The organism is Streptomyces sp. NPDC087215 (assembly GCF_044744885.1).
In the GTDB taxonomy this organism is placed as follows: domain Bacteria; phylum Actinomycetota; class Actinomycetes; order Streptomycetales; family Streptomycetaceae; genus Streptomyces.
Window position 1 is genome coordinate 58085 of the sequence record NZ_JBIUZD010000015.1, and the last position, 26841, is coordinate 84925.

Annotated in this window: 28 protein-coding genes; 7 read left to right on the plus strand and 21 right to left on the minus strand. The window is 72.7% G+C overall.

What is annotated here, in order from left to right; genetic code table 11:
• Positions 1–22 precede the first annotated feature (22 nt).
• Genes ACIO92_RS28505 through ACIO92_RS28515 form a run of 3 tightly spaced genes read left to right on the plus strand, consistent with a single transcriptional unit; the run spans position 23 to position 3596 of the window.
• Positions 23–547 carry a PadR family transcriptional regulator gene (locus tag ACIO92_RS28505; protein WP_366440087.1) on the plus strand — a complete coding sequence of 175 codons (525 nt, stop codon included), beginning with the start codon at positions 23–25 and terminating at the stop codon, positions 545–547.
• A complete protein-coding gene (locus ACIO92_RS28510; protein WP_366440086.1) occupies positions 544–1227 on the plus strand; it encodes an ABC transporter ATP-binding protein in 684 nt (227 codons plus the stop codon). Before ACIO92_RS28505 ends, ACIO92_RS28510 begins: the two co-directional genes overlap by 4 nt.
• Positions 1224–3596 (plus strand): FtsX-like permease family protein, encoded by a 2373-nt coding sequence (locus ACIO92_RS28515; RefSeq protein ID WP_402283307.1) that lies wholly within the window; start codon positions 1224–1226, stop codon positions 3594–3596. The genes ACIO92_RS28510 and ACIO92_RS28515 overlap by 4 nt, the downstream gene beginning before the upstream one ends.
• A gap of 178 nt (positions 3597–3774) precedes the next feature.
• On the opposite strand, the gene ACIO92_RS28520 is transcribed toward ACIO92_RS28515, so the two are convergent.
• The gene (locus ACIO92_RS28520) at positions 3775–4749 is read right to left on the minus strand and encodes a hydrogen peroxide-inducible genes activator (protein WP_366440084.1); all 975 of its coding nucleotides are present in this window, start codon (positions 4747–4749) and stop codon (positions 3775–3777) included.
• 132 nt (positions 4750–4881) lie between these two features.
• Here ACIO92_RS28520 and ACIO92_RS28525 point away from each other — a divergent pair, with 132 nt between their 5' ends.
• Both ACIO92_RS28525 and ACIO92_RS28530 read left to right on the plus strand, forming a co-directional pair.
• Positions 4882–5436 carry a peroxiredoxin gene (locus ACIO92_RS28525; RefSeq protein WP_351791181.1) on the plus strand — a complete coding sequence of 185 codons (555 nt, stop codon included), beginning with the start codon at positions 4882–4884 and terminating at the stop codon, positions 5434–5436.
• A gap of 6 nt (positions 5437–5442) precedes the next feature.
• Entirely contained in the window at positions 5443–5979 is a 537-nt protein-coding gene (locus tag ACIO92_RS28530) for an alkyl hydroperoxide reductase (RefSeq protein WP_366440014.1), read from the plus strand.
• Positions 5980–6093: 114 nt separating this feature from the next.
• Here ACIO92_RS28530 and ACIO92_RS28535 read toward each other — a convergent pair whose 3' ends face one another.
• From ACIO92_RS28535 to ACIO92_RS28555, 5 genes are all read right to left on the minus strand, one after another.
• On the minus strand, positions 6094–6771 hold the full coding sequence (locus tag ACIO92_RS28535) for a hypothetical protein (RefSeq protein WP_366440013.1): 678 nt from the start codon (positions 6769–6771) through the stop codon (positions 6094–6096).
• Positions 6768–8192: an AI-2E family transporter gene (locus ACIO92_RS28540; RefSeq protein WP_402059814.1), complete on the minus strand. Its 1425-nt coding sequence runs from the start codon at positions 8190–8192 to the stop codon at positions 6768–6770. Before ACIO92_RS28540 ends, ACIO92_RS28535 begins: the two co-directional genes overlap by 4 nt.
• A gap of 129 nt (positions 8193–8321) precedes the next feature.
• Complete coding sequence (locus ACIO92_RS28545; RefSeq protein WP_366440011.1) at positions 8322–9029, minus strand: transglycosylase SLT domain-containing protein; 708 nt, start codon at positions 9027–9029, stop codon at positions 8322–8324.
• Between the two features lie 379 nt (positions 9030–9408).
• Positions 9409–10734, minus strand: a complete 1326-nt coding sequence (locus ACIO92_RS28550) for a PhoH family protein (protein WP_366440010.1) — start codon at positions 10732–10734, stop codon at positions 9409–9411.
• 326 nt (positions 10735–11060) lie between these two features.
• Positions 11061–11822 (minus strand): isoprenyl transferase, encoded by a 762-nt coding sequence (locus tag ACIO92_RS28555; protein ID WP_351791197.1) that lies wholly within the window; start codon positions 11820–11822, stop codon positions 11061–11063.
• Positions 11823–11950: 128 nt separating this feature from the next.
• Between ACIO92_RS28555 and mgrA the strand changes: the two genes are divergently transcribed.
• Positions 11951–12988 (plus strand): L-glyceraldehyde 3-phosphate reductase, encoded by a 1038-nt coding sequence (gene mgrA / locus ACIO92_RS28560; protein ID WP_366440009.1) that lies wholly within the window; start codon positions 11951–11953, stop codon positions 12986–12988.
• 376 nt (positions 12989–13364) lie between these two features.
• Here mgrA and ACIO92_RS28565 read toward each other — a convergent pair whose 3' ends face one another.
• Positions 13365–14102 carry a prepilin peptidase gene (locus ACIO92_RS28565; protein WP_401240805.1) on the minus strand — a complete coding sequence of 246 codons (738 nt, stop codon included), beginning with the start codon at positions 14100–14102 and terminating at the stop codon, positions 13365–13367.
• Positions 14103–14231: 129 nt separating this feature from the next.
• Here ACIO92_RS28565 and ACIO92_RS28570 point away from each other — a divergent pair, with 129 nt between their 5' ends.
• A complete protein-coding gene (locus tag ACIO92_RS28570) occupies positions 14232–14606 on the plus strand; it encodes a DUF192 domain-containing protein (RefSeq protein ID WP_366440007.1) in 375 nt (124 codons plus the stop codon).
• 265 nt (positions 14607–14871) lie between these two features.
• On the opposite strand, the gene ACIO92_RS28575 is transcribed toward ACIO92_RS28570, so the two are convergent.
• From ACIO92_RS28575 to ACIO92_RS28640, 14 genes are all read right to left on the minus strand, one after another.
• On the minus strand, positions 14872–16026 hold the full coding sequence (locus ACIO92_RS28575; RefSeq protein WP_402283312.1) for a hypothetical protein: 1155 nt from the start codon (positions 16024–16026) through the stop codon (positions 14872–14874).
• Between the two features lie 30 nt (positions 16027–16056).
• On the minus strand, positions 16057–16431 hold the full coding sequence (locus tag ACIO92_RS28580) for a hypothetical protein (RefSeq protein ID WP_366440005.1): 375 nt from the start codon (positions 16429–16431) through the stop codon (positions 16057–16059).
• A 198-nt stretch (positions 16432–16629) separates the two neighbouring features.
• Entirely contained in the window at positions 16630–17259 is a 630-nt protein-coding gene (locus ACIO92_RS28585; protein ID WP_366440004.1) for an OmpA family protein, read from the minus strand.
• A gap of 9 nt (positions 17260–17268) precedes the next feature.
• Positions 17269–17850 (minus strand): hypothetical protein, encoded by a 582-nt coding sequence (locus ACIO92_RS28590; protein ID WP_402283314.1) that lies wholly within the window; start codon positions 17848–17850, stop codon positions 17269–17271.
• A gap of 39 nt (positions 17851–17889) precedes the next feature.
• Positions 17890–18570 carry a pilus assembly protein TadG-related protein gene (locus tag ACIO92_RS28595; protein ID WP_402283316.1) on the minus strand — a complete coding sequence of 227 codons (681 nt, stop codon included), beginning with the start codon at positions 18568–18570 and terminating at the stop codon, positions 17890–17892.
• Between the two features lie 2 nt (positions 18571–18572).
• On the minus strand, positions 18573–18779 hold the full coding sequence (locus ACIO92_RS28600) for a Flp family type IVb pilin (protein ID WP_402565742.1): 207 nt from the start codon (positions 18777–18779) through the stop codon (positions 18573–18575).
• Between the two features lie 269 nt (positions 18780–19048).
• The gene (locus ACIO92_RS28605; protein ID WP_351791220.1) at positions 19049–19936 is read right to left on the minus strand and encodes a DUF5936 domain-containing protein; all 888 of its coding nucleotides are present in this window, start codon (positions 19934–19936) and stop codon (positions 19049–19051) included.
• A 10-nt stretch (positions 19937–19946) separates the two neighbouring features.
• A complete protein-coding gene (locus ACIO92_RS28610) occupies positions 19947–20888 on the minus strand; it encodes a type II secretion system F family protein (protein ID WP_401240789.1) in 942 nt (313 codons plus the stop codon).
• Positions 20885–22231 (minus strand): CpaF family protein, encoded by a 1347-nt coding sequence (locus tag ACIO92_RS28615; RefSeq protein ID WP_351791225.1) that lies wholly within the window; start codon positions 22229–22231, stop codon positions 20885–20887. Before ACIO92_RS28615 ends, ACIO92_RS28610 begins: the two co-directional genes overlap by 4 nt.
• Entirely contained in the window at positions 22228–22545 is a 318-nt protein-coding gene (locus ACIO92_RS28620; RefSeq protein ID WP_402283363.1) for a TadE/TadG family type IV pilus assembly protein, read from the minus strand. The genes ACIO92_RS28615 and ACIO92_RS28620 overlap by 4 nt, the downstream gene beginning before the upstream one ends.
• A gap of 500 nt (positions 22546–23045) precedes the next feature.
• Entirely contained in the window at positions 23046–23360 is a 315-nt protein-coding gene (locus tag ACIO92_RS28625; RefSeq protein ID WP_401240884.1) for a pilus assembly protein, read from the minus strand.
• Positions 23361–23417: 57 nt separating this feature from the next.
• Positions 23418–24683 carry a CpaE family protein gene (locus ACIO92_RS28630; protein ID WP_402283319.1) on the minus strand — a complete coding sequence of 422 codons (1266 nt, stop codon included), beginning with the start codon at positions 24681–24683 and terminating at the stop codon, positions 23418–23420.
• A 7-nt stretch (positions 24684–24690) separates the two neighbouring features.
• Entirely contained in the window at positions 24691–25398 is a 708-nt protein-coding gene (locus ACIO92_RS28635) for a Flp pilus assembly protein CpaB (RefSeq protein ID WP_366439996.1), read from the minus strand.
• Positions 25399–25452: 54 nt separating this feature from the next.
• On the minus strand, positions 25453–26313 hold the full coding sequence (locus tag ACIO92_RS28640) for a hypothetical protein (RefSeq protein WP_366439995.1): 861 nt from the start codon (positions 26311–26313) through the stop codon (positions 25453–25455).
• Between the last annotated feature and the right edge of the window lie 528 nt (positions 26314–26841).

Below are 26841 nucleotides of genomic sequence, written 5' to 3' on the forward strand. Positions count from 1 at the left end.
CACCGGGTGTACAGTGACCGCCATGTCCATCGGTCACACCCTCCTCGGGCTCCTGGAGTCCGGTCCGCGCCACGGCTACGACCTCAAGCGCGCCTTCGACGACAGGTTCGGCCACGACCGGCCGCTGCACTACGGCCAGGTCTACTCGACCATGTCCAGGCTCCTCAAGAACGGCCTCGTCGTCGTCGACGGGGTCGAGGCGGGCGGCGGCCCGGAGCGGAAGCGGTACGCCATCACCGACGCGGGCGTCACCGACGTCGCCCAGTGGCTCGCCACCCCGGAGAAGCCGGAGCCGTACCTCCACTCCGTCCTCTACACCAAGGTCGTCCTGGCCCTGCTCACCGGCCGGGGCGCCGCCGAGCTCCTCGACAGCCAGCGCGCCGAGCACCTGCGCCTGATGCGGGAGCTCACCCGGCGCAAGCGGGACGGCGACCTCGCCGACCAGCTCATCTGCGACCACGCCCTGTTCCACCTGGAAGCGGACCTGCGCTGGCTGGAACTGACCACCGCGCGCCTCGACCAGCTCGCCGAGGAGGTCCGCCGATGACCGCCGGACCGCTGCTCCTCGCCACCGGCCTCGACAAGGCCTACGGCCCCACGCCCGCGCTCGCGGGCGCCTCCTTCGCCCTCCGGGCGGGCGAGGTCGTCGCCGTCATGGGCCCCTCGGGCTCCGGAAAGTCGACCCTGCTGCACTGCCTGGCCGGGATCGTCCGCCCCGACGCGGGCACCATCACCTACGGCGGACGCGAGCTCACCGCCCTCTCCGACACCGCCCGCAGCTCCCTGCGCCGCACCGACTTCGGCTTCGTGTTCCAGTTCGGCCAGCTCGTCCCCGAGCTGACCTGCGCGGAGAACGTCGCCCTGCCGCTCCGCCTGGGCGGCGAGAAGCGGAAGGCCGCCGAGGCCAAGGCCACCGAGTGGCTGGCCCGCCTGGAGGTCGAGGACATCGCGGGCAAGCGCCCCGGTGAGATATCCGGTGGCCAGGGCCAGCGGGTCGCGGTCGCCCGCGCGCTCGTCGCCACCCCCCGGGTGATCTTCGCCGACGAGCCCACCGGCGCCCTCGACTCCCTCAACGGCGAACGGGTCATGCGGCTGCTCACCGAGGCGTCCCGGGACACCGGTGCCGCCGTCGTCCTCGTCACCCACGAGGCCCGCGTCGCCGCCTGGTCCGACCGCGAGGTCGTCGTGCGCGACGGAGCCGTACGGGACGCGGAGTGGGCCGCGTGAAGCTCCGCACCTGGGCCCGCGACCTGGGCCTCGGCGCCCGCTTCGCCGTCACCGGAGGCCGTCCTGGACTGCTCCGCACCCTGCTGACCGCGACCGGCGTCGGCTTCGGCGTCACCCTGCTGCTGCTCGCCGCCTCCCTGCCGAACATGACGTTCCAGCGGGAGGTGCGCGACTCCGCCCGCGCCGTCGACGCCAGTGGGCAGGTCACCTCCCCCGGGCCCGCCACCTTCCTCCACCTCACCCGGTCCACCCTCTACCGGGACGCCTCCGTCTCCGGGCTGCTGCTGCGGCCCGACGGCGACGCGCCCACGGTCCCCCCGGGAGCGGACGCCTTCCCCGCGCGCGGCTCGATGCTGGTCTCCCCCGCCCTCCGCGAGCTGCTCGGCTCCCCCGAGGGCGCCCTGCTCAAGGAACGCCTCCCCTACGAGATCGCCGGAACCCTCGGGAAGGACGGCCTCATCGGCCCGTCCGACCTGCGGTACGTCGTCCACGTCGGCTTCCTCACCGAGGACGACGCCGACGGGCGCGGGGTGAGCTACGGCTGGTCCGTGCCCGAGGAACCCTTCAACGGCTTCCTCCTGCTCCTCGTCGTCGTCGCCTGTGTCGTCCTGCTCCTCCCCGTGCTCGTCTTCATCGCGACCGCCGTCCGCTTCGGCGGCGAACAGCGCGACCGGCGGCTCGCCGCCCTGCGCCTGGTCGGCGCCGACACCGCCATGACCCGGCGCATCGCGGCCGGCGAGTCCCTCGCGGGCGCCCTGCTCGGCCTGCTGGTCGGCGCCGGGCTCTTCGCGGTGGCCCGGCGGTTCGCGGGCGCCTTCACCGTCTGGGACGTCAACGCCTTCCCGTCCGACGTCGTCCCGATGCCCGCGCTCGCCGCGCTCGCCCTCGCCTCGGTCCCGGTGGCCTCGGTCGTCGTCACCCTCTTCGCGCTGCGCGGAGTGGCGATCGAACCGCTCGGCGTCGTCCGGACCTCCACCCCGCGCCGCCGCAGGCTCTGGTGGCGGCTGCTGCTCCTCGCGGCGGGCGTCGCCCTGCTGGCGCGGATGACGGGCCGGGTGGAGATCACCGACACCGGCATCGACACGGCGGGCGTCGTGGGCGGCACCACCCTCGCCCTGATCGGCCTCACCACCCTGCTGCCCTGGCTCGTCGAGGCGGGGGTGAAACGGCTGCACGCCGGGCCCGTGGCCTGGCAGCTCGCGGTCCGCAGGCTCCAGCTGAGCAGCGGCACCGCCGCCCGAGCGGTCAGCGGCATCGTCGTCGCCGCGACCGGGGCCATCGCGCTCCAGATGCTGTTCCAGGCGATGGAGACCGACTTCACCCAGGCGTCCGGCCAGGACACCAGCCGGGCCCAGATCGCGGTCACCACCGACGCCCGGACCTCCGGCGAGGCCCGCGCGGCGATCGACCGCATCGGCTCCACCGGGGGCGTCACCGGCGTCATCGGCGTCATGGAGGCGCACCTGTGGCGCTCCGGGCCGCTGCGGAAGGGCGAGGAGTTCGCCCCGATCACCTCGGTCCGGGTCGGCGACTGCCCCTCGCTCCGGGAGTTCGCGAAGCTGCCCTCCTGCGCGGACGGGGACGTCTTCGTCCTCCTCGCGCACGGCGTCCAGGGCGCCCCGCCGGACAGCTGGGTCACCCGGGCCGCGCGGCCCGGCGCCACGGTCGCCCTGCGGGACCCGCATCCGCACCCGGACGCGCCGAAGCGCCCTGCGGGCACCCCGCTGCCCGAGTGGCGCATCCCCGCCGACGCGCGGACCGTGACCTCCCGCCCCGACCCGACGGGCTCGTACCAGTACGGCGTGCTCGCCACCCCGTCCGCGATCGACGCCACCCGGCTGGACGAGCCCGAGGCGCTCGCCATGGTGCGGCTCGACCCGGCCGTGCCCGACGCCGCCGAACTCGTACGGAACACGGCGGCGGCCATCGACCCGACGTCCTGGGTCCGGTCCCTCTCGGACACCGAGCGGAACGCCCAGTTCAGCAGCGTCCGCACCGGGATCCTCGTCGGCTCGACCCTCACCATGCTGCTGGTGGCCGCCTCGCTCCTGGTGACCACCCTGGAGCAGCTCAGGGACCGCGGACGGCTGCTGTCCTCGCTCGTCGCCTTCGGCACCCGGCGCTCCACGCTGAGCTGGTCGGTGCTGTGGCAGACGGCCGTGCCGATCGTCCTCGGACTGCTCCTCGCCGTGGCGGGCGGGCTGAGCCTCGGCCTCGTCCTGCTGCGCATGAGCGGGCAGCGGGTCCAGGACTGGTGGGTCTTCCTGCCGGTGGTCGGCATCGGCTTCGGCCTGATCGCGGCGGTGACGCTGCTGACCATGCCCGCGCTGTGGCGCCTGATGCGCGCGGACGGCCTGCGCACGGAGTAACCCTCCGGGCGGATGTACGAGGACGGGCGGCGGTTCCTGGCACCGGGGGGTTCCAGGAACCGCCGCCCGTCCTCGCGTACCGGCGCAGCGCCGGGGACCCGTCGGCAAGGGAGCGGCGGACCGGCACCGGCCCGGCGCCGTCGCGCCGTCGCGGCGGCGGGACGGCGGGACGGCGCCCTCAGGAATCGCCGTCCACCACCCGGACCGGCAGCCCCCGCAGCTCCTCCCGCAGGGCCTCCGCCAGCTCGCCGAACTCGGCGTGCCGGGCGGCCCCGGTCCGCATCGCCAGGGCGACCCGCCGCGCGGGCGCGGGTCCGGTGAACAGGCCCGTGCGCAGGGCGCTGTTGCGGGCGGTCTCGACCGTGACGGCGGTGTGCGGCAGCAGGGTCACCCCGAGGCCCCCGGCCACCAGCTGGACCAGGGTGGAGAGCCCCGCCGCCGTGGTGGTGACCTCGGCGCCGTCGGCGCGCCCGGCCTCCCGGCAGATGTCGAGCGCCTGGTCGCGCAGACAGTGCCCCTCGTCGAGGAGCAGCAGCCGGAGTTCCCTCAGCGCCTCGCGGGGGATGTCGTCCCGGCCCGCCAGCGGATGGTCCCGCGGGGTGACCAGGACGAAGTCCTCTTCGAAGAGCGGGAGTTCGGTGACACCGGGCACGCCGAGGGGCACCGCGAGCAGCAGCAGGTCGAGGCGCCCGGCGGCGAGTCCCTCCAGGAGCGAGGAGGTCTGCTCCTCGTGGACCTGGAGGTCGAGCTCCGGATAGCGCCGGTGGACCAGGCGCAGCACGGTCGGCAGCAGGTACGGGGCGACGGTGGGGATCACCCCGAGCCGCAGCACCCCGGTGAAGGGCGCCTGCGCCGCCTCCGCCTCCTCCATCAGCTCGGACACCGCGTCGAGGACCGCCCGGGTGCGGACCGCGAGCCGTTCCCCGGCGGGCGAGAGCAGGACCTTGCGGGTCGTCCGTTCGAGGAGCTGGACACCGAGTGTCTCTTCGAGTGCCGACACCGCGCCCGAGAGCGCGGGCTGGCTCATGCCGATGGCGGCGGCCGCGTCACGGAAGTGCAGGTGCTCGGCGACCGAGGCGAACGCCCTGAGCTGGGAGAGGCTCGGCTGTTTGCCCCGGTTCTGGGGGTGCGGGGGACTGTAAGGGGATGCCACTGATAACCACCTTCGATCAACATGAACCACTCTAGCTATTTCACTGATCAATGCACCCCGTGCCATGCTGTGACTTGTCCAACCCCCACGGAAGACCCCAAAAGGGACCCTTCCTGCCTGCAAGGAGAGCGCGTGCTCACTGTCGGTGACAAGTTCCCCGCTTACGACCTGACCGCCTGCGTGTCGCTGGAGAGCGGCAAGGAGTTCGAGCAGATCGACCACAAGTCCTACGAGGGCAAGTGGCGTGTGGTGTTCTTCTGGCCGAAGGACTTCACCTTCGTCTGCCCCACCGAGATCGCCGCCTTCGGCAAGCTGAACGACGAGTTCGCCGACCGTGACGCCCAGATCCTCGGCGTCTCCGGCGACTCCGAGTTCGTCCACCACGCCTGGCGCAAGGACCACGCCGACCTGCGTGACCTGCCCTTCCCGATGCTGGCCGACTCCAAGCACGAGCTGATGCGCGACTGCGGCGTCGAGGGCGAGGACGGCTTCGCCCAGCGCGCCGTCTTCATCGTGGACCCGAACAACGAGATCCAGTTCACCATGGTGACCGCCGGTTCCGTCGGCCGTAACCCCAAGGAGGTCCTGCGGGTGCTCGACGCCCTGCAGACCGACGAGCTGTGCCCCTGCAACTGGAACAAGGGCGAGGGCACCCTCGACGCCGCCTCGCTCCTCTCGGGCGAGTGAGCTGACGTGGCTCTCGACGAACTCAAGTCCGCCCTGCCGGACTTCGCCAAGGACCTGAAGCTGAACCTGGGTTCGGTCATCGGCAACAGCGAGCTGCCGCAGCAGCAGCTCTGGGGCACCGTCCTGGCCTGCGCGATCGCCTCGCGCTCGCCGAAGGTCCTGCGCGAGCTGGAGCCCGAGGCCCAGGCCAACCTCAAGCCCGAGGCGTACCAGGCCGCCAAGTCCGCCGCCGCGATCATGGCGATGAACAACGTCTTCTACCGGACCCGGCACCTGCTGTCGGACCCGGAGTACGGGACGCTGCGCGCCGGTCTGCGGATGAACGTCATCGGCAACCCGGGCGTCGACAAGGTCGATTTCGAGCTGTGGTCGCTGGCCGTCTCCGCGATCAACGGCTGCGGCCAGTGCCTGGACTCGCACGAGCAGGTCCTGCGCCAGGCCGGTGTCGAGCGCACCACCGTCCAGGAGGCCGTCAAGATCGCCGCGGTGATCCAGGCGGTCGGCGTCACCCTCGACGCGGAAGCGGTGCTCGCCGCCGAGTAGGCCGAGCGGGCCGATCCGGTCCGAGCGGGCCGGGCGCGGTCCGAGCCGTACGAGAAGGGCCCCGGGGCAGCACGCCCCGGGGCCCTTCCGTGCTGCCCGGCGCACCGGGCGGGGTCACTTCTTGAGCGCCTCCATCAGCGCCAGCACGTCCTGGGTCATCGGGACCTCGATGCCGGAGAGGTCGAGCGGCTTCGTCTCCTCGATCATGTTCCCGTCGGCGTCGGTGCCGTACTGCCGGTACAGGGTCAGCTCGATCTCGGCCTGCCCGTCGAGGACGCGCATCTCACCGCCCTCGCCACTGCGGTCGTCGAAGAACGCCTGGTCCCCGATGCCCTCGATCGGGGTGTTCAGGTCGTAGTACTTCGCGTGTGCCGCGAACTCCGGCCCCGGATCGGTCACCTTGTGCAGGGTGTAGCGCAGGGAGAGCTGATAGCCGGTCTCGGCCGAGCCGAAGGCCATGTTGCACGAGGACATGAGGAGGGCCGGCTCCTCCAGCAGGGGTCCGTCCCCGGCTCCACCGGGCTTGCCCAGGATGCCGCTGAGCGCCTTGAACTCCGCCTTCTCGCAGAGCTCGGCCCCCACCGGCCCGTACCCCCGCAGGTCGGGCCCCCGCTCCTGCCGTCGCTCGTACGCGTAGAGCCCACCGCCCCAGACCGCCGAGGCGAGCACCGCGCCGCCGAGCGCCCACAGCCACGGGCGCCGGGCCCGGGGGGCGCGCGGCGGACGGACCTCCGTCAGCACCTCGATCGTGTCGAACCCCGTGCCGCCTTCGAGCTCCGGCTCGGATATCACGTGTCCTCCCCCTTGGCTGCGAGCGTGCCGGGGGCGGGCGTCGGCGCCACTTCGAACGCGGTCGCCCCGCGCGGCTCCGGCGTGCTGCGGAGCGCCTGCTCCGCACTGTACGCACGGAGGTAGCCGACCACGGTGTTGGCGACGGCGACCAGCGGCACCGCGACGACGGCACCGCCGATGCCCGCGGTCAGACCGCCCGCGGCGACCGCGAGGACGACGGCCAGCGGGTGGACCCGCACCGCCCGCCCGAGGATGAACGGCTGGAGGACATGGCCCTCGATCTGCTGGACCGCGAGCACGACGACGAGCACCATCAGGGCGGTGAAGGGCCCGTTGGTGACGAGGGCGACGACACAGGCGAGCGCCCCGGAGAAGACCGCGCCGACCAGCGGGATGAAGGCGAAGAGGAAGATGAAGACGGCGAGCGGCACCGCCATCGGCACTTCCAGGAACCAGAGTCCGAGACCGATGAAGACGGCGTCGATGAGGGCGACCAGCACCGTGCCCCGCACATAGGCGGTGAGGGTGCGCCAGGCGCGCGGCCCGGCTCCGGCCACGCCCGGCCGCGCCTGGGCGGGCACCAGCTTGAGCGTCCACTCCCAGACCTTCTTGCCGTCGTACAGCAGGAAGAGCGTGGAGAACATGGCGAGCAGGATGCCGGTCATCGTCTCGACGACGACCGTGACGCCCTGGAGCCCGACCTGGGTGATCTGTTCGGCGTTGGCGCCGACGGAGTCGCTGAGGTTCTTCGCGATGCCGTTGATCTGCTGCTCGGTCACATGGAAGGGGCTGTCGAGCAGCCAGCGCTTCAGCTCCTCGATACCGTCCTTGATCTGGTCGGACAGGTTGTCGATGTTGTCCACGACCTGCCAGACCACGAACCAGCCGACCAGGCCCATCACCACGAAGCCGGAGACGGCGGTGACGGCGGTGGCGAGTCCGCGCGGCAGGCCCTTGCGCCGGAGCATGGTGACCGTGGGCTGGAGCAGGGCGGTGACGAGGAGCGCGGCGACGAAGGCGAGGACGACCAGTTGGACGGAGCTGATCACCTTCATCAGGATCCAGACGGTCCCCGCGAAGACGAGGAGGCGCCAACTCGCCTCGGCGGCCACCCGCATCCCCCAGGGGATCGCGTCGACCGGATCGGGCCGGGCGGCGACCGCCGGGGCGTAGCTGGGGGGCGCGGGGACGGAGCGGCCGGATTCGGACGCGGTCGTCCCCGGGAGGGGCGCGGCGGTGTCCGGGTCCGGAGCGGGCGTCCGCCCGGCGGTGTCACCGACCGGGTCCCCGGCGGTCCTGTGGGACCCGACCGGTCCGACCGGTTCGTCGCGTTCCGCCTCGGCCCTGCGCTCGTCGAGACGTTCACCCATGCGGCTCAGGCCCGCGCCCAGCCGTCCCAGCCACGCCGGCACTCTCGCCATCTCTTTCCTCTTCCCCCCGACGACTCCGTTCCCGCCGACTCCCCCGGAGGCGGTGGACCTTCGAACCTACACGCACGAAGCCCCTCACCGTAGGACGGCGAGGGGCTTCCCGAGGTTGAGCGCCCGGAACTAGTACCAGCGGTTGGCCTGCCAGAACGACCAGGCGCCGCAGGGGCCGCCGTACCTGGAGTCCATGTAGCTGAGGCCCCACTTGATCTGGGTGGCGGGGTTGGTCTGCCAGTCGGCGCCGGCCGAGACCATCTTGCTGCCCGGGAGCGCCTGGACGAGACCGTAGGCGCCCGAAGAGCGGTTGACCGCCAGGTAGTTCCAGGTGGACTCGTGGTTCACGATGTTGCTGAAGCACTGGAACTGCGAGGCCGGGACCATCTGGCGGGCCATCGCCTTGACCTCGGCGACGGAGTACGAGCTCTGGGGCGCGAAGGACGAGGCGTCGCGGGCCGCGGCACGGCTGGCGCGCTCCTCCTTCTCCTTCTCCTTGCGCTCCTTCTCGGCCTTGGCCACCTTGTCGGCGGCCTCCTTCTTGGCCTCGGCGTCCTTGGCCGCGCGGAGACGGGCGGTCTCCTCGGCGGACTTCTTCGCGACGGAGTCCGCGGCGGCGGCCTGGACGTCGGCCTGCTCCGCGAGGGACGAGACCTGTACCTGGGCCTGCTCGCCCGCGGGGATGTCCGCGAGCAGCGTGGTGTCGGCCGCGGCGGCCTCGAAGTTGTCGTCCGAGGGCTGAGCGGCGTTACCCGACGCAACGCCCACGACGGCGCCGACGGTGGTGACCGCAGTGGCCGAAGCCACCGCGAATCCCCGGACCGAGATCCGGCTCACACGGTTTCCTTCCAGCATCGCTCGCACAGGTGACCACGCGAGCGAAATCGTGCCCCTGGCGCTGGTCTCCGACGTACGGGGTCACAGGAGACACGGGCCCGTGGTGCTGTGGGCGGCATACGGCTGACGGCTGTTGAGTTGTGGTGACGCTGTGGCACCCCCGAGGGTGCACGTGTGCCGTATGCGGGGCCTGACGGAAGCAAGACTTTGCCGGACGGCGCCACCGCAAGGCAATTCCCGCTTGCGTGTGAAAGCTCACACCCGACCGGGGGCAAGTGTTTTGGAGGATGTGGCGGACACGGCGGCGCCGCCCGGCTAGGCTCCTGCGCCCGGCCGGACGGCGCCAACTTCCGTACGCGCACGGATGCGCATGAAACGGTCAGATCTGACCGTCCTCCAGCAGCTCCGTGACGAGCGCCGCGATCTGGGAGCGCTCGGAGCGGGTGAGCGTGACGTGCGCGAAGAGCGGATGGCCCTTCAGCTTCTCGACCACGGCGACGACTCCGTCGTACCGGCCGACCCGGAGGTTGTCCCGCTGGGCCACGTCATGGGTGAGCACGACCCGCGAATTCGACCCGATCCTGGACAGAACGGTCAACAGGACGTTCCGCTCCAGGGACTGGGCCTCGTCGACGATGACGAACGCGTCGTGCAGCGAGCGGCCCCGGATGTGGGTCAGCGGCAGGACCTCCAGCATCCCCCGGCCGAGCACCTCCTCGATGACCTCCCGGCCCGCGACCGAGGACAGCGTGTCGAAGACGGCCTGCGCCCACGGGCTCATCTTCTCGGCCTCGCTGCCCGGCAGATAGCCGAGCTCCTGGCCGCCGACCGCGTACAGCGGACGGAACACCATCACCTTCTGGTGCTGGCGGCGCTCCAGGACCGCCTCCAGGCCCGCGCAGAGCGCGAGCGCGGACTTGCCCGTGCCGGCCCGGCCGCCCATCGAGATGATGCCGACCTCCGGGTCGAGCAGCAGGTCGAGGGCGATCCGCTGCTCGGCGCTGCGGCCCCGGAGCCCGAAGGCCTCCCGGTCGCCCCGGACCAGCCGCACGTTCCCGTCGGGGGTGACCCGGCCCAGCGCCTTCCCGCGCTCGGACTGGAGCACCAGGCCCGTGTGGACCGGCAGTTCGGCGGCCTCCGGCACGTACAGCGAGTCCTGGTCGTAGAGCAGGTCCACCTGGTCGGCGGAGAGCCCCAGCTCGGACATCCCGGTCCAGCCGTTGGCGTCCGTGATGGCCAGCTCGGCCCGGTACTCCTCGGCGAGCAGCCCGACCGAGGAGGCCTTGATGCGCAGCGGCAGGTCCTTGGAGACGACCGTGACGTCGTACCCCTCCGCCTGGAGGTTGCGCGCGACCGCGAGGATCCGTGAGTCGTTGTCCCCCAGCCGGTAACCGGCGGGCAGGACGGAGGGGTCCGAATGGTTGAGTTCGACCCGCAGGGTGCCGCCCAGATCCCCTATGGGGAGCGGGGCGTCCAGGCGTCCGTACCGGACCCGGAAGTCGTCCAGGAGGCGCAGGGCCTGCCGGGCGAAGTAGCCGAGCTCCGGATGGTGCCGCTTGGCCTCCAGCTCCGTCACCACCACGATCGGGAGCACTACCTCGTGCTCCTCGAAGCGGGAGACCGCGTTGGGGTCGGCCAGCAGGACGCTGGTGTCGAGAACATAGGTGCGCCGGTCTGAAAGGCGGCGCTTCGTGCTGGTCACCACGGAAGGACAGACCCCCTCGGAAGACCCCTGTGAGGTCGGGGTGCGACGGAACAGGTGTCGCTGCGGAATGGGACCGGGTGCGGGCCGCCGTGCGCGGGCCGTACCTCGGCCCTCCGCTTCTCCCGTGCGTGTCCCGCACGGTCGTCCTGGTGCAAGGGGCCTCCCGGGTGGCGGTCTCCGTGCCGCTCACTTCACCGTGAATATGCCCTCGAACAGGGGCCGCCATGCAGGCACCCACGACGACGTGTTCGTGAACACCGGGTGATCGGTTCCGGGAGGGTCCCGGGGAGGTCCCAGGGAGGTTCCGGGGAGGTTCCGGGCCGGGGTCAGGTCCCGTAGCGCCGGTGGCGGGCCGCGTAGTCGCGCAGCGCCCGCAGGAAGTCGACCTTGCGGAAGGCGGGCCAGTGCACTTCGCAGAAGTAGTACTCGGAATGGGCGCTCTGCCACAGCATGAACCCGGAGAGCCGCTGCTCGCCGCTGGTGCGGATCACCAGGTCCGGGTCGGGCTGGCCGCGCGTGTAGAGGTGCTCGGAGATGTGCTCGACGTCGATGGTCTCGGCGAGCTCCTCGAAGCTCGTGCCGCGCTCCGCGTGCTCCAGGAGCAGCGAGCGGACCGCGTCCGCGATCTCCTGCCGGCCTCCGTAGCCCACCGCCACGTTGACGAGTATCCCCGTGTTGTCGTGGGTGTTCTGCTCGGCCTCCTTCAGCACGGTCTGCGTCCGCGCCGGGAGCAGGTCCATCGTGCCGACGTGGTGGACCCGCCAGCGGCCGTCGGAGGCGAGCGCGCGCACGGCGTTCTCGATGATCCCGAGCAGCGGCCCGAGCTGTTCCTCGGGCCGGTTCAGGTTGTCCGTGGAGAGCATCCAGAGCGTGACGACCTCGACGTCGGTCTCGGCGCACCAGCCGAGCAGCTCCTGGATCTTGTCCGCGCCCGCCCGGTGTCCCTGCTCCGGGGTCCCGCCGGAGGCCTTGGCCCAGCGACGGTTCCCGTCGAGGATGACCCCGATGTGCTTGGGCACCTGGGTGTGGTCGAGGCGGCCTTCCACCCGGCGTGCGTAGAGCCCGTACACCAGGTCGCGCAGGTTCACCGTTCTTTACCCCTCCGTGCAGCGGCGGGTCCGCCCCACCGCGGCGGTCCGCAAGCCGCCACACTACTGCGCACGGGCGACGCCCTCCCAGCCCGGGACTGTCACAAGTCCGTGATAAGCAGAGATACGTGACTGATTCCCCCCTGTACCGCGCCTCCGCGGACCGCTACGACACCATGGAGTACCGCCGCTCGGGCCGCAGCGGCCTCAAGCTCCCCGCGATCTCCCTCGGCCTCTGGCACAACTTCGGCGACGACCGGGCGCTCGACACGCAGCGTGCGATCCTCCGGCGCGCCTTCGACCTCGGCGTCACCCACTTCGACCTGGCGAACAACTACGGGCCGCCGCCCGGCTCCGCCGAGCTGAACTTCGGCAAGCTCTTCGCCCAGGACTTCGCGCCGTACCGGGACGAGCTGATCGTCTCGACGAAGGCGGGGTACGAGATGCACCCCGGCCCGTACGGCGAGTGGGGCTCCCGCAAGTACCTGCTGTCCTCGCTCGACGCCTCCCTGAAGCGGATGGGCCTCGACCACGTCGACATCTTCTACTCGCACCGCTTCGACCCGGACACCCCGCTGGAGGAGACGATGGGGGCCCTGGCCTCCGCCGTCCAGCAGGGCAAGGCGCTGTACGTGGGCGTCTCCTCGTACAACGGCGAGCAGACCGCCGAGGCCGCGCGGCTGCTGCGCGAGATGGGCGTGCCCGCCCTGATCCACCAGCCCTCGTACTCCATGATCAACCGCTGGACCGAGGAGGACGGCCTGCTCGACACCCTGGAGGCGGCCGGGATGGGCTGCATCTCCTTCGTGCCGCTGGCGCAGGGCCTGCTCACCAACAAGTACCTGAAGGGCATCCCCGAGGGTTCCCGGGCGACCCAGGGCAAGTCCCTCGACCCGAACCTGCTCTCCGACGAGGTGCTGCGGCGCCTTCGCGGTCTCGCGGACATCGCGGAGCGGCGCGGGCAGTCCCTGGCGCAGCTCGCGCTGTCGTGGGTGCTGCGGGACGAGCGGATGACCTCGGCGCTGATCGGCGCGTCCAGCGTCGCGCAGCTGGAGGAGAACGTGGCGGCCCTGGCGGGTGCCCCGCTGACCTCGGAGGAGCTGGCGGAGATCGACTCGTTCGCCGTCGACACCGAGGGCACGAACATCTGGGCCGGCCGGGGCTGAGCCCCGCCCCGGGCCTGGGATCCGTCGGCGTGTCGCCGGACGGATCACCGGACAGGTCACCGGGCGAATCGCCGGGAGAGAAAAAACGGGCCGGTCCGTGGGGGGGATACGGACCGGCCCGAGGGGGGGTTTCCACCATAACCCTTCGATAGTCGTGCCGCGCGCCACGCGCGCCGGAGGAAGTCGCCGGAACGAGTCGGATCCCTTGTGGGACAAGGGCTCCGGGGGCCTGTGGCGGGTTTGCGCCCCGGCGTGGCGGCGGGGTTCCGTCCCTCCCAGGAGGGACGGCCGGGGTGAGCCGTTGACGCGGTTGCGGGTGGCCGGGGCCCCCACAGGCCTCAGGGGTCTCGAAGTGCCTCAGGGGTCTCGCAGCGCCTCAGGAGACGGCCGTGAACGCGCCGAGGAGCAGACCGAGCAGTCCGCCCCCCAGCATGAACGGGCCGAACGGGATCGCGGAGGAGCGGTCCGCCCTCCGCAGCAGGACGAGCCCGAGGCCGTACACCGCGCCGAACAGGAACCCGGCGAAGGCCCCGACGAAGAGGACGCCCCAGCCGTACCAGCCGAGGGCCGCGCCGAGCGGCAGCGCCAGCTTCACGTCACCGAGGCCGAGCCCGCTCGGATTGACCAGGAAGAGCAGCAGGTAGGCACCGCCCAGGACGAGCGCGCCGAGCAGGGCGTGCCGCCAGGAACCGGCTTCGTACGGGAGGAGCACGGCGGCGCCCAGGAGCAGCGGGACGGCGAGGGCCAGCGGCAGGGTGAGGCCGTCCGGGAGCCGGCGCACCCGCGCGTCGATCCCGGCGAGGAGCACCGCGAAGGGCGCGCCGAGCAGCCATACGGCCAGTTCGGGCCGGGGGCCGCCGGTGGCGGCGGCGAGCGCGGCGCAGCTCACGGCGGTGAGCAGCGGCGCGGTGAGCGGGGCGGTGGCCGTCGCGCACTCCCCGCGGCCGGGGCCGCCGAGCCAGCCGCGCGCGGGCCCGGCGAACGGGTGCCCTGCGGGGCAGCGGTCCCGCCGGGGCTCGTCGGAGGCCACGGCGAGCCGGTAGGCGGCCCGCGGCACGAGCAGACCGGCGGCGGCGCCCCAGAGGGCGGCGAGGGCGATCAGGGTGACGTACACGGGGCTGACCCTAGGGGCTGGTGTCGCCCTGCTGGTGTCGTTCGCCGGTGCGTTCGTCGGGCCCGGCCGGGGAGCGGCGATCCGGTGGACGGGACGCCCCGGGGCCGGGGCGGCGCTACGGTCTGGGGCATGGGGAGATGGAAGGACGGGGCCGGGACGCTGACGGTGCCCGGCGGGGTGGGGGTGCCGCTGGAGGTGGCGGCCTCGTACCGCGCGCGGCGGCGGGGGCTGCTCGGCCGGGACGGGATCGCGGGGGCGCTGCTGATCGTCCGGACGAACAGCGTCCACACCTTCGGGATGCGGTTCCCGATCGACGTGGCCCATCTGGACGGCTCGTTCAGGGTCCGGTCGGTCGTGACGATGCGGCCGGGCAGACTCGGCATGATCCGGCCACGCGGCCGCCATGTCCTGGAGGCGGAGGCGGGCACGATGGCCGCCTGGGGCCTGCGGCGGGGGGTACGCGTGCGCGTGGAGGGGGAAGCGGGGGGAGCGTCCGGAAACTGACGGCGTGGTGGGGGGCCGGGTGGCCCGGGGAGGTCCTGACGGGGGCTCGACGGGGTCGGGGGTCGACGGAGCCGGGCTCGACGGACCGGGCTCTCGACGGGCCGGGCTCGACGGGCCGGGGTAGCCGGGGCGCCGCTCGGCCGGGCGCCGGGGCGGGTGCCGAGATGCCCGTCGGCCGGTCGCCGCGGCGGGCCCGGGGCGCCACGGAGACCCCGCGACCGGTCGCTGTGGCGGGCCGGGGGCGCCGGGGCGCTCCCGGCGGTCGTCACGGCGGGCCCGGACCGAGGAGGGTGAACGCCCCGTACCCGGCGGAGGCGAGGGCGAGGACGGCCAGGACGGGGACCACCGTGCGGGTCCGCAGCCGGGCGAGCGCCACGGCGGGCGGCAGCAGCAGCCCGAAGGCGGGCATCATCAGCCGGGGCCGGGACCCGAAGTACGCGGCGCCGACGAGCGAGACGAGGACCACGCCGACCGTGTGGACGAGCAGCGGCAGCGGCTGCCGCTGCCGGACGCACAGCGCGACCAGCCAGCCCAGGAGGGCGAGCGCGGCGCAGAGCCCGAGGGCGGCGGGCCACGGCAGCCCGGCGATGAACCGGGCGAGGGCGACACCGCCGTCGATGGAGTTCCCCCAGGCGGCCTGCACCTCGAAGTAGGCGGTCGCCGAGCCCTGCCGGACACCGACGTACACGATGTACGCGAGCCAGCCCAGCGGCGCGAGCAGCACCCCCGCCACCGCCCTCGGGGGCAGCCGCCGGTCCCGTACCAGCGTGACGAGGGCCGTGATCCCGAGGGCGGCGATCAGCGCGACGGCGGTCGGCCGGGTCAGTCCCGCCGCCGCGCACAGCGCACCGGCGAGGAGCCAGCGCCCGCGCAGGACCGCGTACAGCGACCAGGCGGCGAGGGCCGTGAACAGGGTCTCCGTATATGCCATCGACTGCACGAACGCGGTCGGGTACACCCCCCAGAGCACCGCGAGCAGGACCCCCGCGCGCGGGCCGAACGCGAGGGTGCCGCACCGGTGGATGCCCCAGGCGGCGACGAGCCCGGCGGTCCACGAGACCACGAGACCGGCGGTGGCCGCGTCGATCGGCAGGACGGTGGACAGGCCGCGTTCCAGGGCCGGGAAGAGCGGGAAGAAGGCCAGGTCCGCGTGGAGGTCACCGTTCGGGAGGGTGACCTCGTACCCGTAGCCGTGCTCGGCGATGCGCCGGTACCAGACCGAGTCCCAGCGGCCGTTGAGCCGGTGCAGCCCGTCCTTGCCGGTCAGGGCGGCGGCGAGGGCGAGGACGGCGAGACCGATGATCCGGGTGGCCGCGTAGCCGCCGAGGGCGAGGAGGGTGTGGCGGTCGGGACGCGAGGTGCTGATGGGACGCAAGGCGCTGGTGGGGCGGGCGGTGCTGACGGGGCGGGGCAGGGACATGCGCCCGATTATCCCGGCGCCCCCGCCGTCTCAGCCGCGCGGCCTTATGCGGCCGTACCTCGCGGCCATCAGCGGACCCAGCTGGTCCACGATGGCGTGGCCCGGTTCCTTCGGGGAGGGCAGGTCGCCCAGGAACGAGGTGACGATCACCTCGTCGACGCCCAGGACGCCCCGGCAGGACTGCTCCTCCAGGAAGGCGAGCGTCCGGCGCCAGTCCGCCGTGCCCTTGTCCTCGCCGAGGAAGGAACGGACCGTGTCCTGGACGACGTCCCAGAAGAACACGTGCGGCTGCACGGCGCCCTGATGGAAGACGTGGCTCTCGTACCTGCCCCGGAACTCGGGCAGCCGGGTGACGAGGTCACTCACCAGCTGCACGCCCGGGGATTCACCCGGTGTCGTCGTCATGTGTCCAGGGTGCTCCCGGTCACCGGGGGTGTCCCCCCACTTTTGCGCTTTCCTGACGACACCTTTCGCCGGGTTTTCCCAGGACCATACGGAACGTCCTCCTTCCGAGTGCTTCGGTAAATTCGTACGGTTCACCGATCCCGGAAGGGGCCCCTGTCCGGACCGGCGCGGGAGGCGCGATCCGGACAGGAGCGCGGCCTAGGGAGCCGAGGGCGCGGAGGGTGCCGAGGTGCGGGGGAAGGAGATCTCGACGCGACGGTTCTTCTTCCGGCCCTCCTCGGAGCCGTTGTCGGCGATCGGGAAGTCCTCGCTGTAGCCGCGGATGTCGAAGGCGGTGCCCGGCGGGAGGGTCCGCGACAGCACCTGCTGCACGGCGACGGCACGCTCCTTGGAGAGCTTCAGACCGTGCTCGTACGTCCCCAGGTCGTCGGTGAAGCCGAAGACCCGGACCCGTCCGGAACCGAGCCTGGTGATCTCGGCGGCGACGGCGGCGATACGGCCGTGGGCGGCGGGGCTCAGCTTGGCGCTGTCCTTCGGGAAGAGGACCTCGGCCTGGAGCGCGAAGGTCACGTCCACGTTGGTGTCCTGACGGCGCTCCTCACCGCCCTCGTCCTCGACGATCTGCTTGATGTCGAGGACCTTGGCGGGCGCGAGGGTGGCGCCGTCGGGCAGCATCAGGCCCGGGGCGGTGGAGTCGATGGCGGGCGGCGGGGAGGAGGTCCCGGCGGAACCCGGCGGATCGTCGGCGTGGGCGACGGGACCGGTGAGGGTCCCCAGGACCACGGAAACGACCACGAGAGCGGCGAGGCGGCGGTATGTCGTCGTCATGGCGTCGCCTCAGGAGAGCTTGAGGGTGGCGGGTTCGAAGGTGGGCAGCTGGAAGGAGACGTCGGTGGTGGTGGGGGGTGGGGCGGGGAACTGGAGGAAGACGGCGACGGACTCTCCGGCCGACAGGATGCCGAGCCCCGTGGTCGTCAGGGGGCGGCCGTCCGTGTCCCGCAGGACGTAGTAGCGCTTCTTGCCCGCGGAGTCGAGGAGGGTGGCCCCGCCCAGCGAGGTCCCGTGCTTGAGCACCTCGGTCTCGTCCCCCCGCAGTGTGTCGGGAACCGCGCGCCCCTCGTCCTTGGTGTTCTTGAGGCTGCCCTTGACCGTCAGGAATCCACCGGCGTCGCGCACCGCGGAGTTGATGGTCAGTTCGAAACCGTCCTGCCCCTTGAGGAGCGCCAGCGTCTCGGCGGGCTCCTCCGCGCCCTGGGTGCTCTGCGCGGGAGCGCCCCCCTTCGGGGACGCCGCCGACGTCTTCGCCGGGGGCTTCTCGTCCTTCGGGGTGTCCTGGGCCCCACAGCCGACCACGGACAGCGCCACGACAGCGACGACAGCCAGAGCCCTGTGGGGCTTCCTCCCGTACCGTGCTTTCATTACCGCCCTTTTCTGTACTCGCCGTCGCAGCTCAGTCGGTCAGTCGGTCAGTCGAACAGTGAAGAGGTCCTTGGCGCCGGGAAGCACCGGGTCCGCCGGGTCGATCTCCAGTTCCTCGCCGTCACAGATGAGGCCCGTGACCACCTCGGGCTCCTCCGGACCCGGGTCCTCCGGCTGGTCGGGCCCTCCCGGTTCCGTCGGTGGTGCCGTCGGTTCGGTGGGCGGCGCGGTCGGCTCCGGCGGTTCGAAGCTGCAGAGGGGCTCGATCACCGCCTCGGCGGAGGCCTCGGCGTGCTGGGATTCCGTACCGGGGACGAGGGACCGCCCGACCGTCCCCGTGGTGCGCACGGTCACCCTGAACCCCTCGTCCCCCGTCACCAGGGGTTCACAGCCACCGCTCGCGGCCAGCGCGGCACCGTTCCGGTCCGCGAGGTCCGCCGCGCGGAGGCAGGCGGGGCCGTCCCGATAGCCCCTGCCCCGCAGGATCGGGTCCCATTGCGCGGGGTCCCCGATCACCCTCAGCCACTCGGTGCGCAACTGCTCACGGGCGTCCTGGGCCGCCGCCAGCGCGGCGGCGTCGGCCGCGGTCTGGGCGCCGCCGCGGAGGGTGGTGGCCGCCCCGACCACGAAGTAGGCGAACGCCAGGAAGAGCAGGCCCGCGATCACGGCGATGTAGACGGGGAAGGCCTGTCCCGAGTCGTCGCGCCCGCGAACGGCCATGATCAGCCGGTGAGTTTGGCGATCTTGTTCTTGATGGCCGTCAGGATCGTGCTTCCGATGTCCGTGCCCGTGATCGCGATCACGATCGCCACCACCACCACGATGATCCCCAGGTACTCCACCGCCGTCTGGCCGCGGTCCCTGCGGAGCAGGGCCGTGGTGGTGTGGACTCTGGCCTTGGTCAAGAGCTTCAGCATCGCGTCGTTCATCGTGGTCCCCTCCGCGTCCGGACGCCTGCGCACCGGCACTGTACGCCCGTGCGTTCCTCACTACCCAGGGCCCCGGGACCCGTTCGTCAGGTCCGGTCGTGGGCGGGGCCCGGTGCCCAGCCTGGAGGCTATGGCCTCGGTGCGGGTCCGGGTGGGCAGTTTGACGAAGATGTGGTTCTTGACCGCCTTCTCCGTACGGCCGCGCCTCGCGGCGGTACGGCCGCCGCTGCGGCTCCCGGGCCCGTTCGCCGTTCCTCATCCCGTCCCCCTCACTCGCCCGTGACCGAGCCGAAGTCCGTGCCGGTGCCGAGGAAGAGGCCCGCGCCGAGCAGGATGATCGTGGCGGGGACCATGAGCGTGGTGATGACCATGGTCGCCTTGGGGACCGCCCTGGCGGCCTTGCGGCGCGCGTTCTGGGCGTCGGTGCGGCGCATGTCGTCGGCGATCTGGATGAGGGTGTCGACGATCGGCGCGCCGAGCTCCTCGCCCTGCTGGAGGGCGGTGACGAACTGGGCGACCTGTTCGGAGTCGTTGCGGCGGCGCAGTTCGTCGAAGGCCTGTCTGCGGCTGACGCCCATGTCCATCTGGCGCAGGGTGATGCGGAGTTCGTCGGCCCAGGGGCCCTCGTACTTCTCGGCGACGCGTTCGAGGGCCTGGCGGAACCCGAGTCCGGCGGAGACGACGACGGCGAGGACGTCGAGGAAGTCCGGCAGGGTGCGTTCGATCTGGTCCTTGCGGATGCGGACGGCGGACCAGATGCCGACCTCGGTCCAGAAGGCGCCGAAGGCGAGGAGCAGCAGGGCGGTCAGGTACGAGCCCTTGCCGAGCATCACGAGGGCGCCGAGGAGGCCCAGGAAGCCGTAGACGGCCCGGCGGGCCCCGTACCGGTCGATGGTGAGGCCGCCGGGGTTCCCTGCGAGGTCGATGCGGCGGCGGACGGCGTTGACGCGCGTGGGGCCCATGAGGCGCAGCACCGCCGGGGACCAGCGCATCCCGAGTCGGTCGACGGCGGAGTCGACGGCGCCGGTGCGGGTGGCGCCGACCTCCAGGGCGAGCCTGAGGTCGTCGGGGAGCTTGGCGTCGGCGCGGTAGAGGCGCAGGCCGTAGCCGATGCCCGCGACGGAGAGCCCGGCGAGGAGGGAGAGGAGGAGTCCCATGGCGCGGCCCCTACACGTCGATCTTGGAGAAGCGGCGGATGACGACGAAGCCGACCGCGTACAGGGCGAAGGCGGCGACGACGGCCGCCTGTCCGATGCCGGAGCCGGTCATGCGGTCGAGGGCGCCGGGCTGCATGTTGTCGATGAGGAAGAGCGAGCCGATGCCGATGACGGGGACGGAGTACGCGGTCATGCTGACCTGGGAGAGCTGGGTGCGGACCTCGCGCCGGGTCTCCTTGCGTTCCTCCAGGGTCTCGGTGAGGTTGCGCAGGGAGGAGACGACGGTGCCGCCCGCCCGGTTGGCGAGGACCAGGGTGGTGACGAGGACGACGAGTTCCCGGGAGGGCAGGCGTTCGGCGAGTTCGCCGAGGGCGTCGTCGAGGGAGGTTCCGACGGCCAACTGCTGCGCCACCTTCTCCAGTTCGTCCCCTGCGGGGGATTCGAGCTCGTCGGCGGCGAGGCTGAGGGCCATCCGGAGGGCGAGTCCGGCCTGGGTGGCGTTGGCCAGGATGCGGGAGAGTTCGGGGAGTTGGTTGATGAACTTCTCGATGCGTTTCTGGCGCTGCCAGTTGAGGTAGCCGAGGGCGGCCCAGATGCCGAGGAGTCCGCAGATCGGGCCGAAGAACGGGGACAGCGCGGCCTGTCCCGCCGTCCAGAGGACGACGACGGTCACGGCGAGGGCGACGGTGAACTCGCCCGGGGTGATGTCCCGTCCGGTGGCCGCGATCCGCAGTTCCAGTCCCCGGCCGAGGGCGGTGCGCCGGACGCGCCGGTCGATGCCCCGGAAGGCGCGGCGGCGGCCCCCGGTGCCGGGTGCGGCGGTGTCGTCGAGGCGGGCGACGAGGGCCGCGTGGCGGCGGGCACCGCTCGCGTACAGCTGGACGCCGGTGATGCCGAGCGCGCAGGCGAGCAGCGTCACGGCCACCGTGAGCCAGAAGGGGTCGGTCATCATTCCGCCTCGCGGGTGGTGAGGTGGGCGTCGGTCGGGGCCACGCCGAAGGCCTGTGGGAGGGGCTGGCCCGCCAGGTAGAGGCGTTCGGCGACGCGCCGGGGCAGCGGGTGGTAGGTGAACTGTCCGTACACCCGGCCGTCGGCGGCGAGCGGCTGGGCGTGGAAGCGGCAGACGGTGGCGAGCAGGAAGCGTTCCCTGCCGTGTGAGGCGAGGACGGAGATCTCGGTGATCCTGCGGGTGCCGTCGGGGTGCCGGGTGAGCTGGACGAGGACGTCGACGGCGCTGTTGATCTGGTCGCGGAGCGCCTCGAAGGGGACCTTGACCTCGGACATGGAGGCGAGGGTCTGGAGGCGCATCAGGGCGTCCTCGGCGGAGTTGGCGTGGACGGTGGCCAGGGAGCCGTCGTGGCCGGTGGACATGGCCTGGAGCATGTCGAGGGTCTCGCCGCCGCGGACCTCTCCGACGATGATCCGGTCGGGGCGCATCCGCAGGGAGTTGCGGACGAGGTCGCGGATGGTGATGGCGCCGCGGCCCTCGATGTTCGGCGGGCGGGCTTCGAGCCGGATGACGTGGGACTGCTGGAGCTGGAGTTCGGCGGAGTCCTCGATGGTGATGATGCGTTCGCCGTCGGGGACGAGGCCGGAGAGGGCGTTGAGGAGGGTGGTCTTCCCGGTGCCGGTGGCGCCGGAGACGATCAGGTTGAACTTGGCCTGGACGAGCCCGGAGAGCAGCAGCAGCATCTGCTCGTCGAGGGAGCCGAGGCCGACCATCTCGTGGAGGGTGTACGCGCGGGGGAAGCGGCGGATGGTGAGGGTGGCGCCGGTGAGGGAGAGCGGCGGGATGATGACGTTGACGCGTTCGCCGGACGGGAGCCGGGCGTCGACCATCGGGTTGGACTCGTCGACGCGCCGGTTGACGGTGGAGACGATCCGTTCGATGGTCTGCATCAGCTGGTCGTGGGAGGCGAAGCGGAGCGGCAGGAGTTCGACGCGGCCCGCGCGTTCGATGAAGATCTGGTCGGGGCCGTTGACCATGATCTCGGTGATGGAGGCGTCTTCGAGGAGCGGTTCGAGGACGCCGAGTCCGAGGGCCTCGTCGACGACCCGGCGGATCAGCTGGGAGCGTTCGGCGGTGGAGAGCACCGGGCCCTCGCGGCTGATGATGTGGCCGAGGACGCGTTCCAGCCGGGCCCGTCGCTCGGCGGCGGCCAGCGCGGACATCTCGGTGAGGTCGATCTCCTCCAGGAGCTTGGCGCGGAAGGCGGCGACGAGGTGGCCGTCCTCCCGGGCCGAGGCGGGGCCGCCGCGCTCCTCGGGGGCGTTGATCCTGGACCGCAGGCTCATGGCCGGGCCTCCTCGTCGCTCAGGGGCATGGTGGCGGTCTTCTCGACGGGGTCGAAGTCCCAGAAGGGCACGACGGAGGGGACGCGGACGGTGACGGTGGCGACGGCCGCGTCGCCCACCGGGCCCACGTCGACGGCGGTGGCCCAGGGGGCGGCGGCGCGGCCGACGGCGCCGGGGTCGGGCCCGAGCGGGTCCTCGGCCCGCACCGCCTCCGCCCGCGCGGCGGCCCGTGCGGCGGTGCCCGCCTGCTGGACGGCGTACGCGGCGACGCCGAGCTGGAGCCCGGCGAGTCCGACGAGCAGCAGGACGGGCAGGAAGCCGAGGTACTCGACGGCGACCTGACCCCGGTCACGGTGCCGGGCGGACGGTCCGGTCGCCCGGGTCGCCCGGTGGGACGGGGTCGCGGCCGTCGCCGCGGGGGCGGGGCGCGGGTCCGGGGCGGTACCGGCGCGGGGCGCCGCTCCCGCGCGCGGGGCCGTCGCCGCGCGGGCGCGGGGGCCCGGGGCGGTACCGGCGCCGGGCGCCTTCCCCGTACGCGAATCCGCCGCCGTACGGACAGCGGCGCGGCCCGGGGCCGACTCCCCCGCCCGCGAGCCCCTCGGCGTACGGGCGCGGCTCAGGGCCGTACCCGACGCACCCGTCGCCGCGCGGGCGCGGGAGCCCGGGGCGGTACCGGCGCCGGGCGCCTCCCCCGCAGCCGGGCCCGCCCCCGTACGAGCACCCCCCGGGGCCGTTCCCGGGCCGGTGGGGGTGTGGTCCCGTGCAGGGGTTCTCTCGGCGGTGCTCGTACGGAGACGGGTCCGGTTCTCGTGTGTCATCGGGCGAGGTCCTCCTCGTCCACCGCCGCCGCCTCGGCCTTGACCGGGAGGAGGCTTCCGAGGCCCGGGACCAGGAGGGGGACGTCGATCGTGACGACCGCCGTGACCATGCCGCCGCCCTTCGAGCAGTGCGGCGAGGCGCCGGAGGCCCAGGCTCCGTCGAGGTGGCGCAGGGCTGCCTCGCCGCAGTCGTCGCCGACCGCCGCCGCGCGGGCCGCCTCGTCCGCCGCGTTCCCCGCCAGGGTGTACGCGTAGCCGACCAGGACGATCTGCCAGAGCAGGGCGAGGGTCAGCAGGATCACCGGCACCATGCCGACGAACTCCACCGCCACCTGTCCCCCGTCGTCGTCCCGGATCGCGGTCACGGCTCAGCGTCCTCCGGTACGGCGGCGCAGGCCGAGGGAGCCCCGGTCGCCCGCGCGCACGAGCTGCTTGCCGGGCCGGTCGGCGGCCCCGGCGGCGGCCGTCCCGACGAGGCCCAGCTCTCCCGCGAGGGCCCACAGGGCCTGCTTGACCGTGGACTTGGCGTCGAGTTCGTGCAGTTTTCCCGCGTCGACGACGGCCTGGAGCTCCTTGAACTGCGCGGGGACGGAGACCCCCGCCACCCGGGTGCCGGTGATCTTCTGGACGAGGGGCGGCTGGATCTCGGTGGAACGGCTGTGCCGGTTGACGACCGTGACGGTCTCCTCCGCCTTGCGGACCTGGAGCCGTTCCCACATGCGGACGGTCCGCCGGGCCGCGCGGACCGCGACGACGTCGGGGGTGACGACGAGGAGGGCGGTGTCGGCCATCTCGACGGCGGCGGCGCCCGCGCCGCTCAGCTGGGAGCCGCAGTCGACGACGACGACCTCGTGACGGCCGCGCAGGGCGCTGACGATCTGGCGGGCGGCGCGGTCGGTGACCTCCTCGCCGCGTTCGCCCTCGGCGGGCGCGAGGAGCAGGGAGAGGCCGGTCTCGTGGACGTACACGGCGTCCTGGAGGACCCTCGTCGAGATGTCGGTGATGGTGGCCAGGTCGGCGACGGAGCGGCGGAACTGGACGTCGAGGTAGGAGGCGAGGTCGCCGCTCTGGAGGTCCATGTCGACGAGGGCGACGGTCCGTCCCGAGGCGCGGGCGGCGAGGGCGAGCTGGACGGCGGTGACGGTGGTGCCGACACCGCCCTTGGCGCCGCTGACGGTGACGACCATGCCGCCGGGCCCGGTGACCTGTTCGGCGCCGCCGCCGAGGTGGCGGCGGACGCCCAGGGACCACTGGGCGGCGGCCTGGACGCGGCTGGCGAGTTCCTCGTAGCCCAGGGGGAGGGTGACCAGACCGCGCGCGCCGGAGTCCATGGCGGCGGAGAAGAGGACGGGGCTGGCGTCGGCGGTGATGAGGACCACGCCGACGGCGGGAAAGCGGAGGGCCACCTCGCGGACGAGTTCGAGGGCGGGGACGGGTCCGATCCGCTCGTGGACGAGGACGACCTCGGGGAGTTCGTCGAGGGAGGCGGCGGCGAGCCGGGCGAGGGTGTCGACGAGCTGGGTGGAGTCGGTGACCGGCGGGGCGGGTTCGGCGTCGGGGAGCTGGCCGATCAGAGTGGTCACGGACCGGGCCGCGTCGGGGTCGCCGACGGCCGGCAGGATCCTGATGGTCATACCGGCCTCACTTGTCCTTTTCGAGCGTGTAGGTGCGGTCGCCCTTGTCCGCGGGGGCGCCGCCGGTGCTGGGGGCGACGAGGGCGAGGCGCACGTGCTCGGCGAAGGACTCGGCGTACGCGACGCGCTGGGTGTCGAGGGTGGAGAGGGCGAAGGTGATGGGGACGGCGGAGGTGGCCCGGTCGGTACGGTCGGAGCGGTCGCTGATGGGGGTGAGGCGGCCGACGTCCATGACCCGGGCCCCGGCGACGATCATGCGGGACTGGGAGGCCTCGCCCTTCTTCTCGCCCGCGAAGGTCGCGTAGATGTTGACCGTGGCCCCGGCAGTGATCTTTCCGGCGACACCGGTTCCGGCGTCGATCATGATGGCGATCTCCTGCTGCCCCGGCTGGAGTTCGGGCCGCTTGACGATCATGTCGGACTGCAGGAGGGAACCGGCCTTCAGCCGGGTGACGGCGATCTTGCCCTCGATCTGGCGCAGGTCGGTGACGGCGGTGCCGGAGAGCCAGCGCTCGGGGAGGCTGAACTTCTCGAACTGGCTCGGGCGCAGGGCGGTGTAGGGGGCCACGTCGTCCTTGATGCGGTACGCGGTGGTCTCCGGTCCGACCTTGGAGTTCACGTCGCTGATGACGGCGAGGACACCGGCGAAGGCGCCGAGGGCGCACAGGACGGACAGCAGCAGCAGGATGACGCCGCGGCGCTGGCGGGAGTTCATGGCCGGACTACCTCGATCGGGGGCGTGGGTCGGAGCGGGCGGGGGCGGTGCCGGTCACGGTGCGGCGTCCCGCGCGGGCGCCGGCACGGGGTGCCCGGCGACCGGCGCGGCGCAGAATCCGCAGCGGTCGCCGATGAGGTCCATGGCGCACCAGTGACAGGTCTCGCGCCGCACGGAGGAGACGAGCTGGTAGAGGACCGGCAGGTCGGGGAGGTACGCGGCGAACTCGACGAGTTTCGCGGTGCCCCACCAGCCGGGCGAGGCCCCGGGCAGCGGGACCTCCTGGATCTGGCCCCCGATGCCCCAGCCGGGGGTGAGGGTGGTGGCGGGCCAGTCGGTCTGGAGCTGGCCCCGGGCGAGGAGGAGTTCGGTGGCGAACTCGGGCCCGGCGAGGACTTCTCCGCTGTTGCCCAGGCGGATCATCTGGGGGGTCGGTCCCGCGAGGACCGCGAAGTGGGCGCCGGGGAGCCAGCTCTTGAGGTGGGAGCCGAGGCCGACGGGGACGCGGTCGAGGCGGGAGACGCTGCCGAGGACGGCTCCGGCGTAGATGTAGTGGGCGAGCAGCCGGGCGGCGGAGGCGAGGACTCCGGGGCTGAGGTCGCAGCCCGCGAGCTGCCGGAGCTGGCGGACGAGGACGGCGGCGCCGAGGGGTGGCAGATCGGTGCGGACCAGGGCGATCCGGTCACTCTCCAGCAGGCCCCGGACGGCGCGCAGCCGGTGCTCGACGGGCGCCGGGGCGGAGGCGGGGCAGACCACGACCACGTGTCCGTAACGGGCCAGGAGCTGCTGCATGTCGGCGACGGAGGCGTCGAGCGGCTGGCTCCCGGGGGCCGGGAGGACGGCCGCCTGGGGGGTTCCGGGGTCGGTGGGGGGCAGCACCAGATCGGCGCTGGTGACCGCGATCGCTGTCGGCACGTCGGACCCCCCGTCTCCGTCGGCCTCCCGCGTCCCGGGGGCCGCGGATCACTTACCGCGTTCGGGGCGTCACCGCAGGCGCCGCCGCCTCTGCACCTTATCCAGGCCACCCGGGGTGGTGAACACACAATCCACCAAGCTCCTCCCTTTTCTTCGGGCCCGGCCCCGGGGCCGGGCCCTCCCGCCCGTGCTCCGCCCCGACTTCGCCCCGCCCTCCGCTCCGGCCTCCGCCACGACTGCCACCACACCCTCCGCCCCGGCCTTCTCCCCGCGCTCCGCCGCGACTTCCACCCCGGCTTCCACCCCGGTCTCCACCGCGCCCTCCACCCCGAACCTCCGCCCCGCCCTCCACCCCGTCCGAACAGCCCTTGCTGTCAGAGGTCTTGACAACGGGATTGGTCTGGACCAGCTTGTTCCGACAACGGTGGCCGCCGTCCGCACTCCCCCCGCACCTCTTCGTACACCGCACGTTTTCCGTACCCCCGCACAGCCCCGTACGGGGCCCCGTACGACGACGTACGGCACCTC

What these genes read in the sequence shown, in the direction of transcription:
- ACIO92_RS28505 (WP_366440087.1), top strand. Translation starts at nt 23, where the DNA reads ATGTCCATCGGTCACACCCTCCTCGGGCTCCTGGAGTCCGGTCCGCGC.
- ACIO92_RS28510 (WP_366440086.1), top strand. Translation starts at nt 544, where the DNA reads ATGACCGCCGGACCGCTGCTCCTCGCCACCGGCCTCGACAAGGCCTAC.
- ACIO92_RS28540 (WP_402059814.1), bottom strand. Translation starts at nt 8,192, where the DNA reads ATGGCGAGAGTGCCGGCGTGGCTGGGACGGCTGGGCGCGGGCCTGAGC.
- ACIO92_RS28570 (WP_366440007.1), top strand. Translation starts at nt 14,232, where the DNA reads ATGGGGAGATGGAAGGACGGGGCCGGGACGCTGACGGTGCCCGGCGGG.
- ACIO92_RS28575 (WP_402283312.1), bottom strand. Translation starts at nt 16,026, where the DNA reads ATGTCCCTGCCCCGCCCCGTCAGCACCGCCCGCCCCACCAGCGCCTTG.
- ACIO92_RS28580 (WP_366440005.1), bottom strand. Translation starts at nt 16,431, where the DNA reads ATGACGACGACACCGGGTGAATCCCCGGGCGTGCAGCTGGTGAGTGAC.
- ACIO92_RS28585 (WP_366440004.1), bottom strand. Translation starts at nt 17,259, where the DNA reads ATGACGACGACATACCGCCGCCTCGCCGCTCTCGTGGTCGTTTCCGTG.
- ACIO92_RS28590 (WP_402283314.1), bottom strand. Translation starts at nt 17,850, where the DNA reads ATGAAAGCACGGTACGGGAGGAAGCCCCACAGGGCTCTGGCTGTCGTC.
- ACIO92_RS28595 (WP_402283316.1), bottom strand. Translation starts at nt 18,570, where the DNA reads ATGGCCGTTCGCGGGCGCGACGACTCGGGACAGGCCTTCCCCGTCTAC.
- ACIO92_RS28600 (WP_402565742.1), bottom strand. Translation starts at nt 18,779, where the DNA reads ATGAACGACGCGATGCTGAAGCTCTTGACCAAGGCCAGAGTCCACACC.
- ACIO92_RS28605 (WP_351791220.1), bottom strand. Translation starts at nt 19,936, where the DNA reads ATGGGACTCCTCCTCTCCCTCCTCGCCGGGCTCTCCGTCGCGGGCATC.
- ACIO92_RS28610 (WP_401240789.1), bottom strand. Translation starts at nt 20,888, where the DNA reads ATGATGACCGACCCCTTCTGGCTCACGGTGGCCGTGACGCTGCTCGCC.
- ACIO92_RS28615 (WP_351791225.1), bottom strand. Translation starts at nt 22,231, where the DNA reads ATGAGCCTGCGGTCCAGGATCAACGCCCCCGAGGAGCGCGGCGGCCCC.
- ACIO92_RS28625 (WP_401240884.1), bottom strand. Translation starts at nt 23,360, where the DNA reads ATGGTGCCGGTGATCCTGCTGACCCTCGCCCTGCTCTGGCAGATCGTC.
- ACIO92_RS28630 (WP_402283319.1), bottom strand. Translation starts at nt 24,683, where the DNA reads ATGACCATCAGGATCCTGCCGGCCGTCGGCGACCCCGACGCGGCCCGG.
- ACIO92_RS28635 (WP_366439996.1), bottom strand. Translation starts at nt 25,398, where the DNA reads ATGAACTCCCGCCAGCGCCGCGGCGTCATCCTGCTGCTGCTGTCCGTC.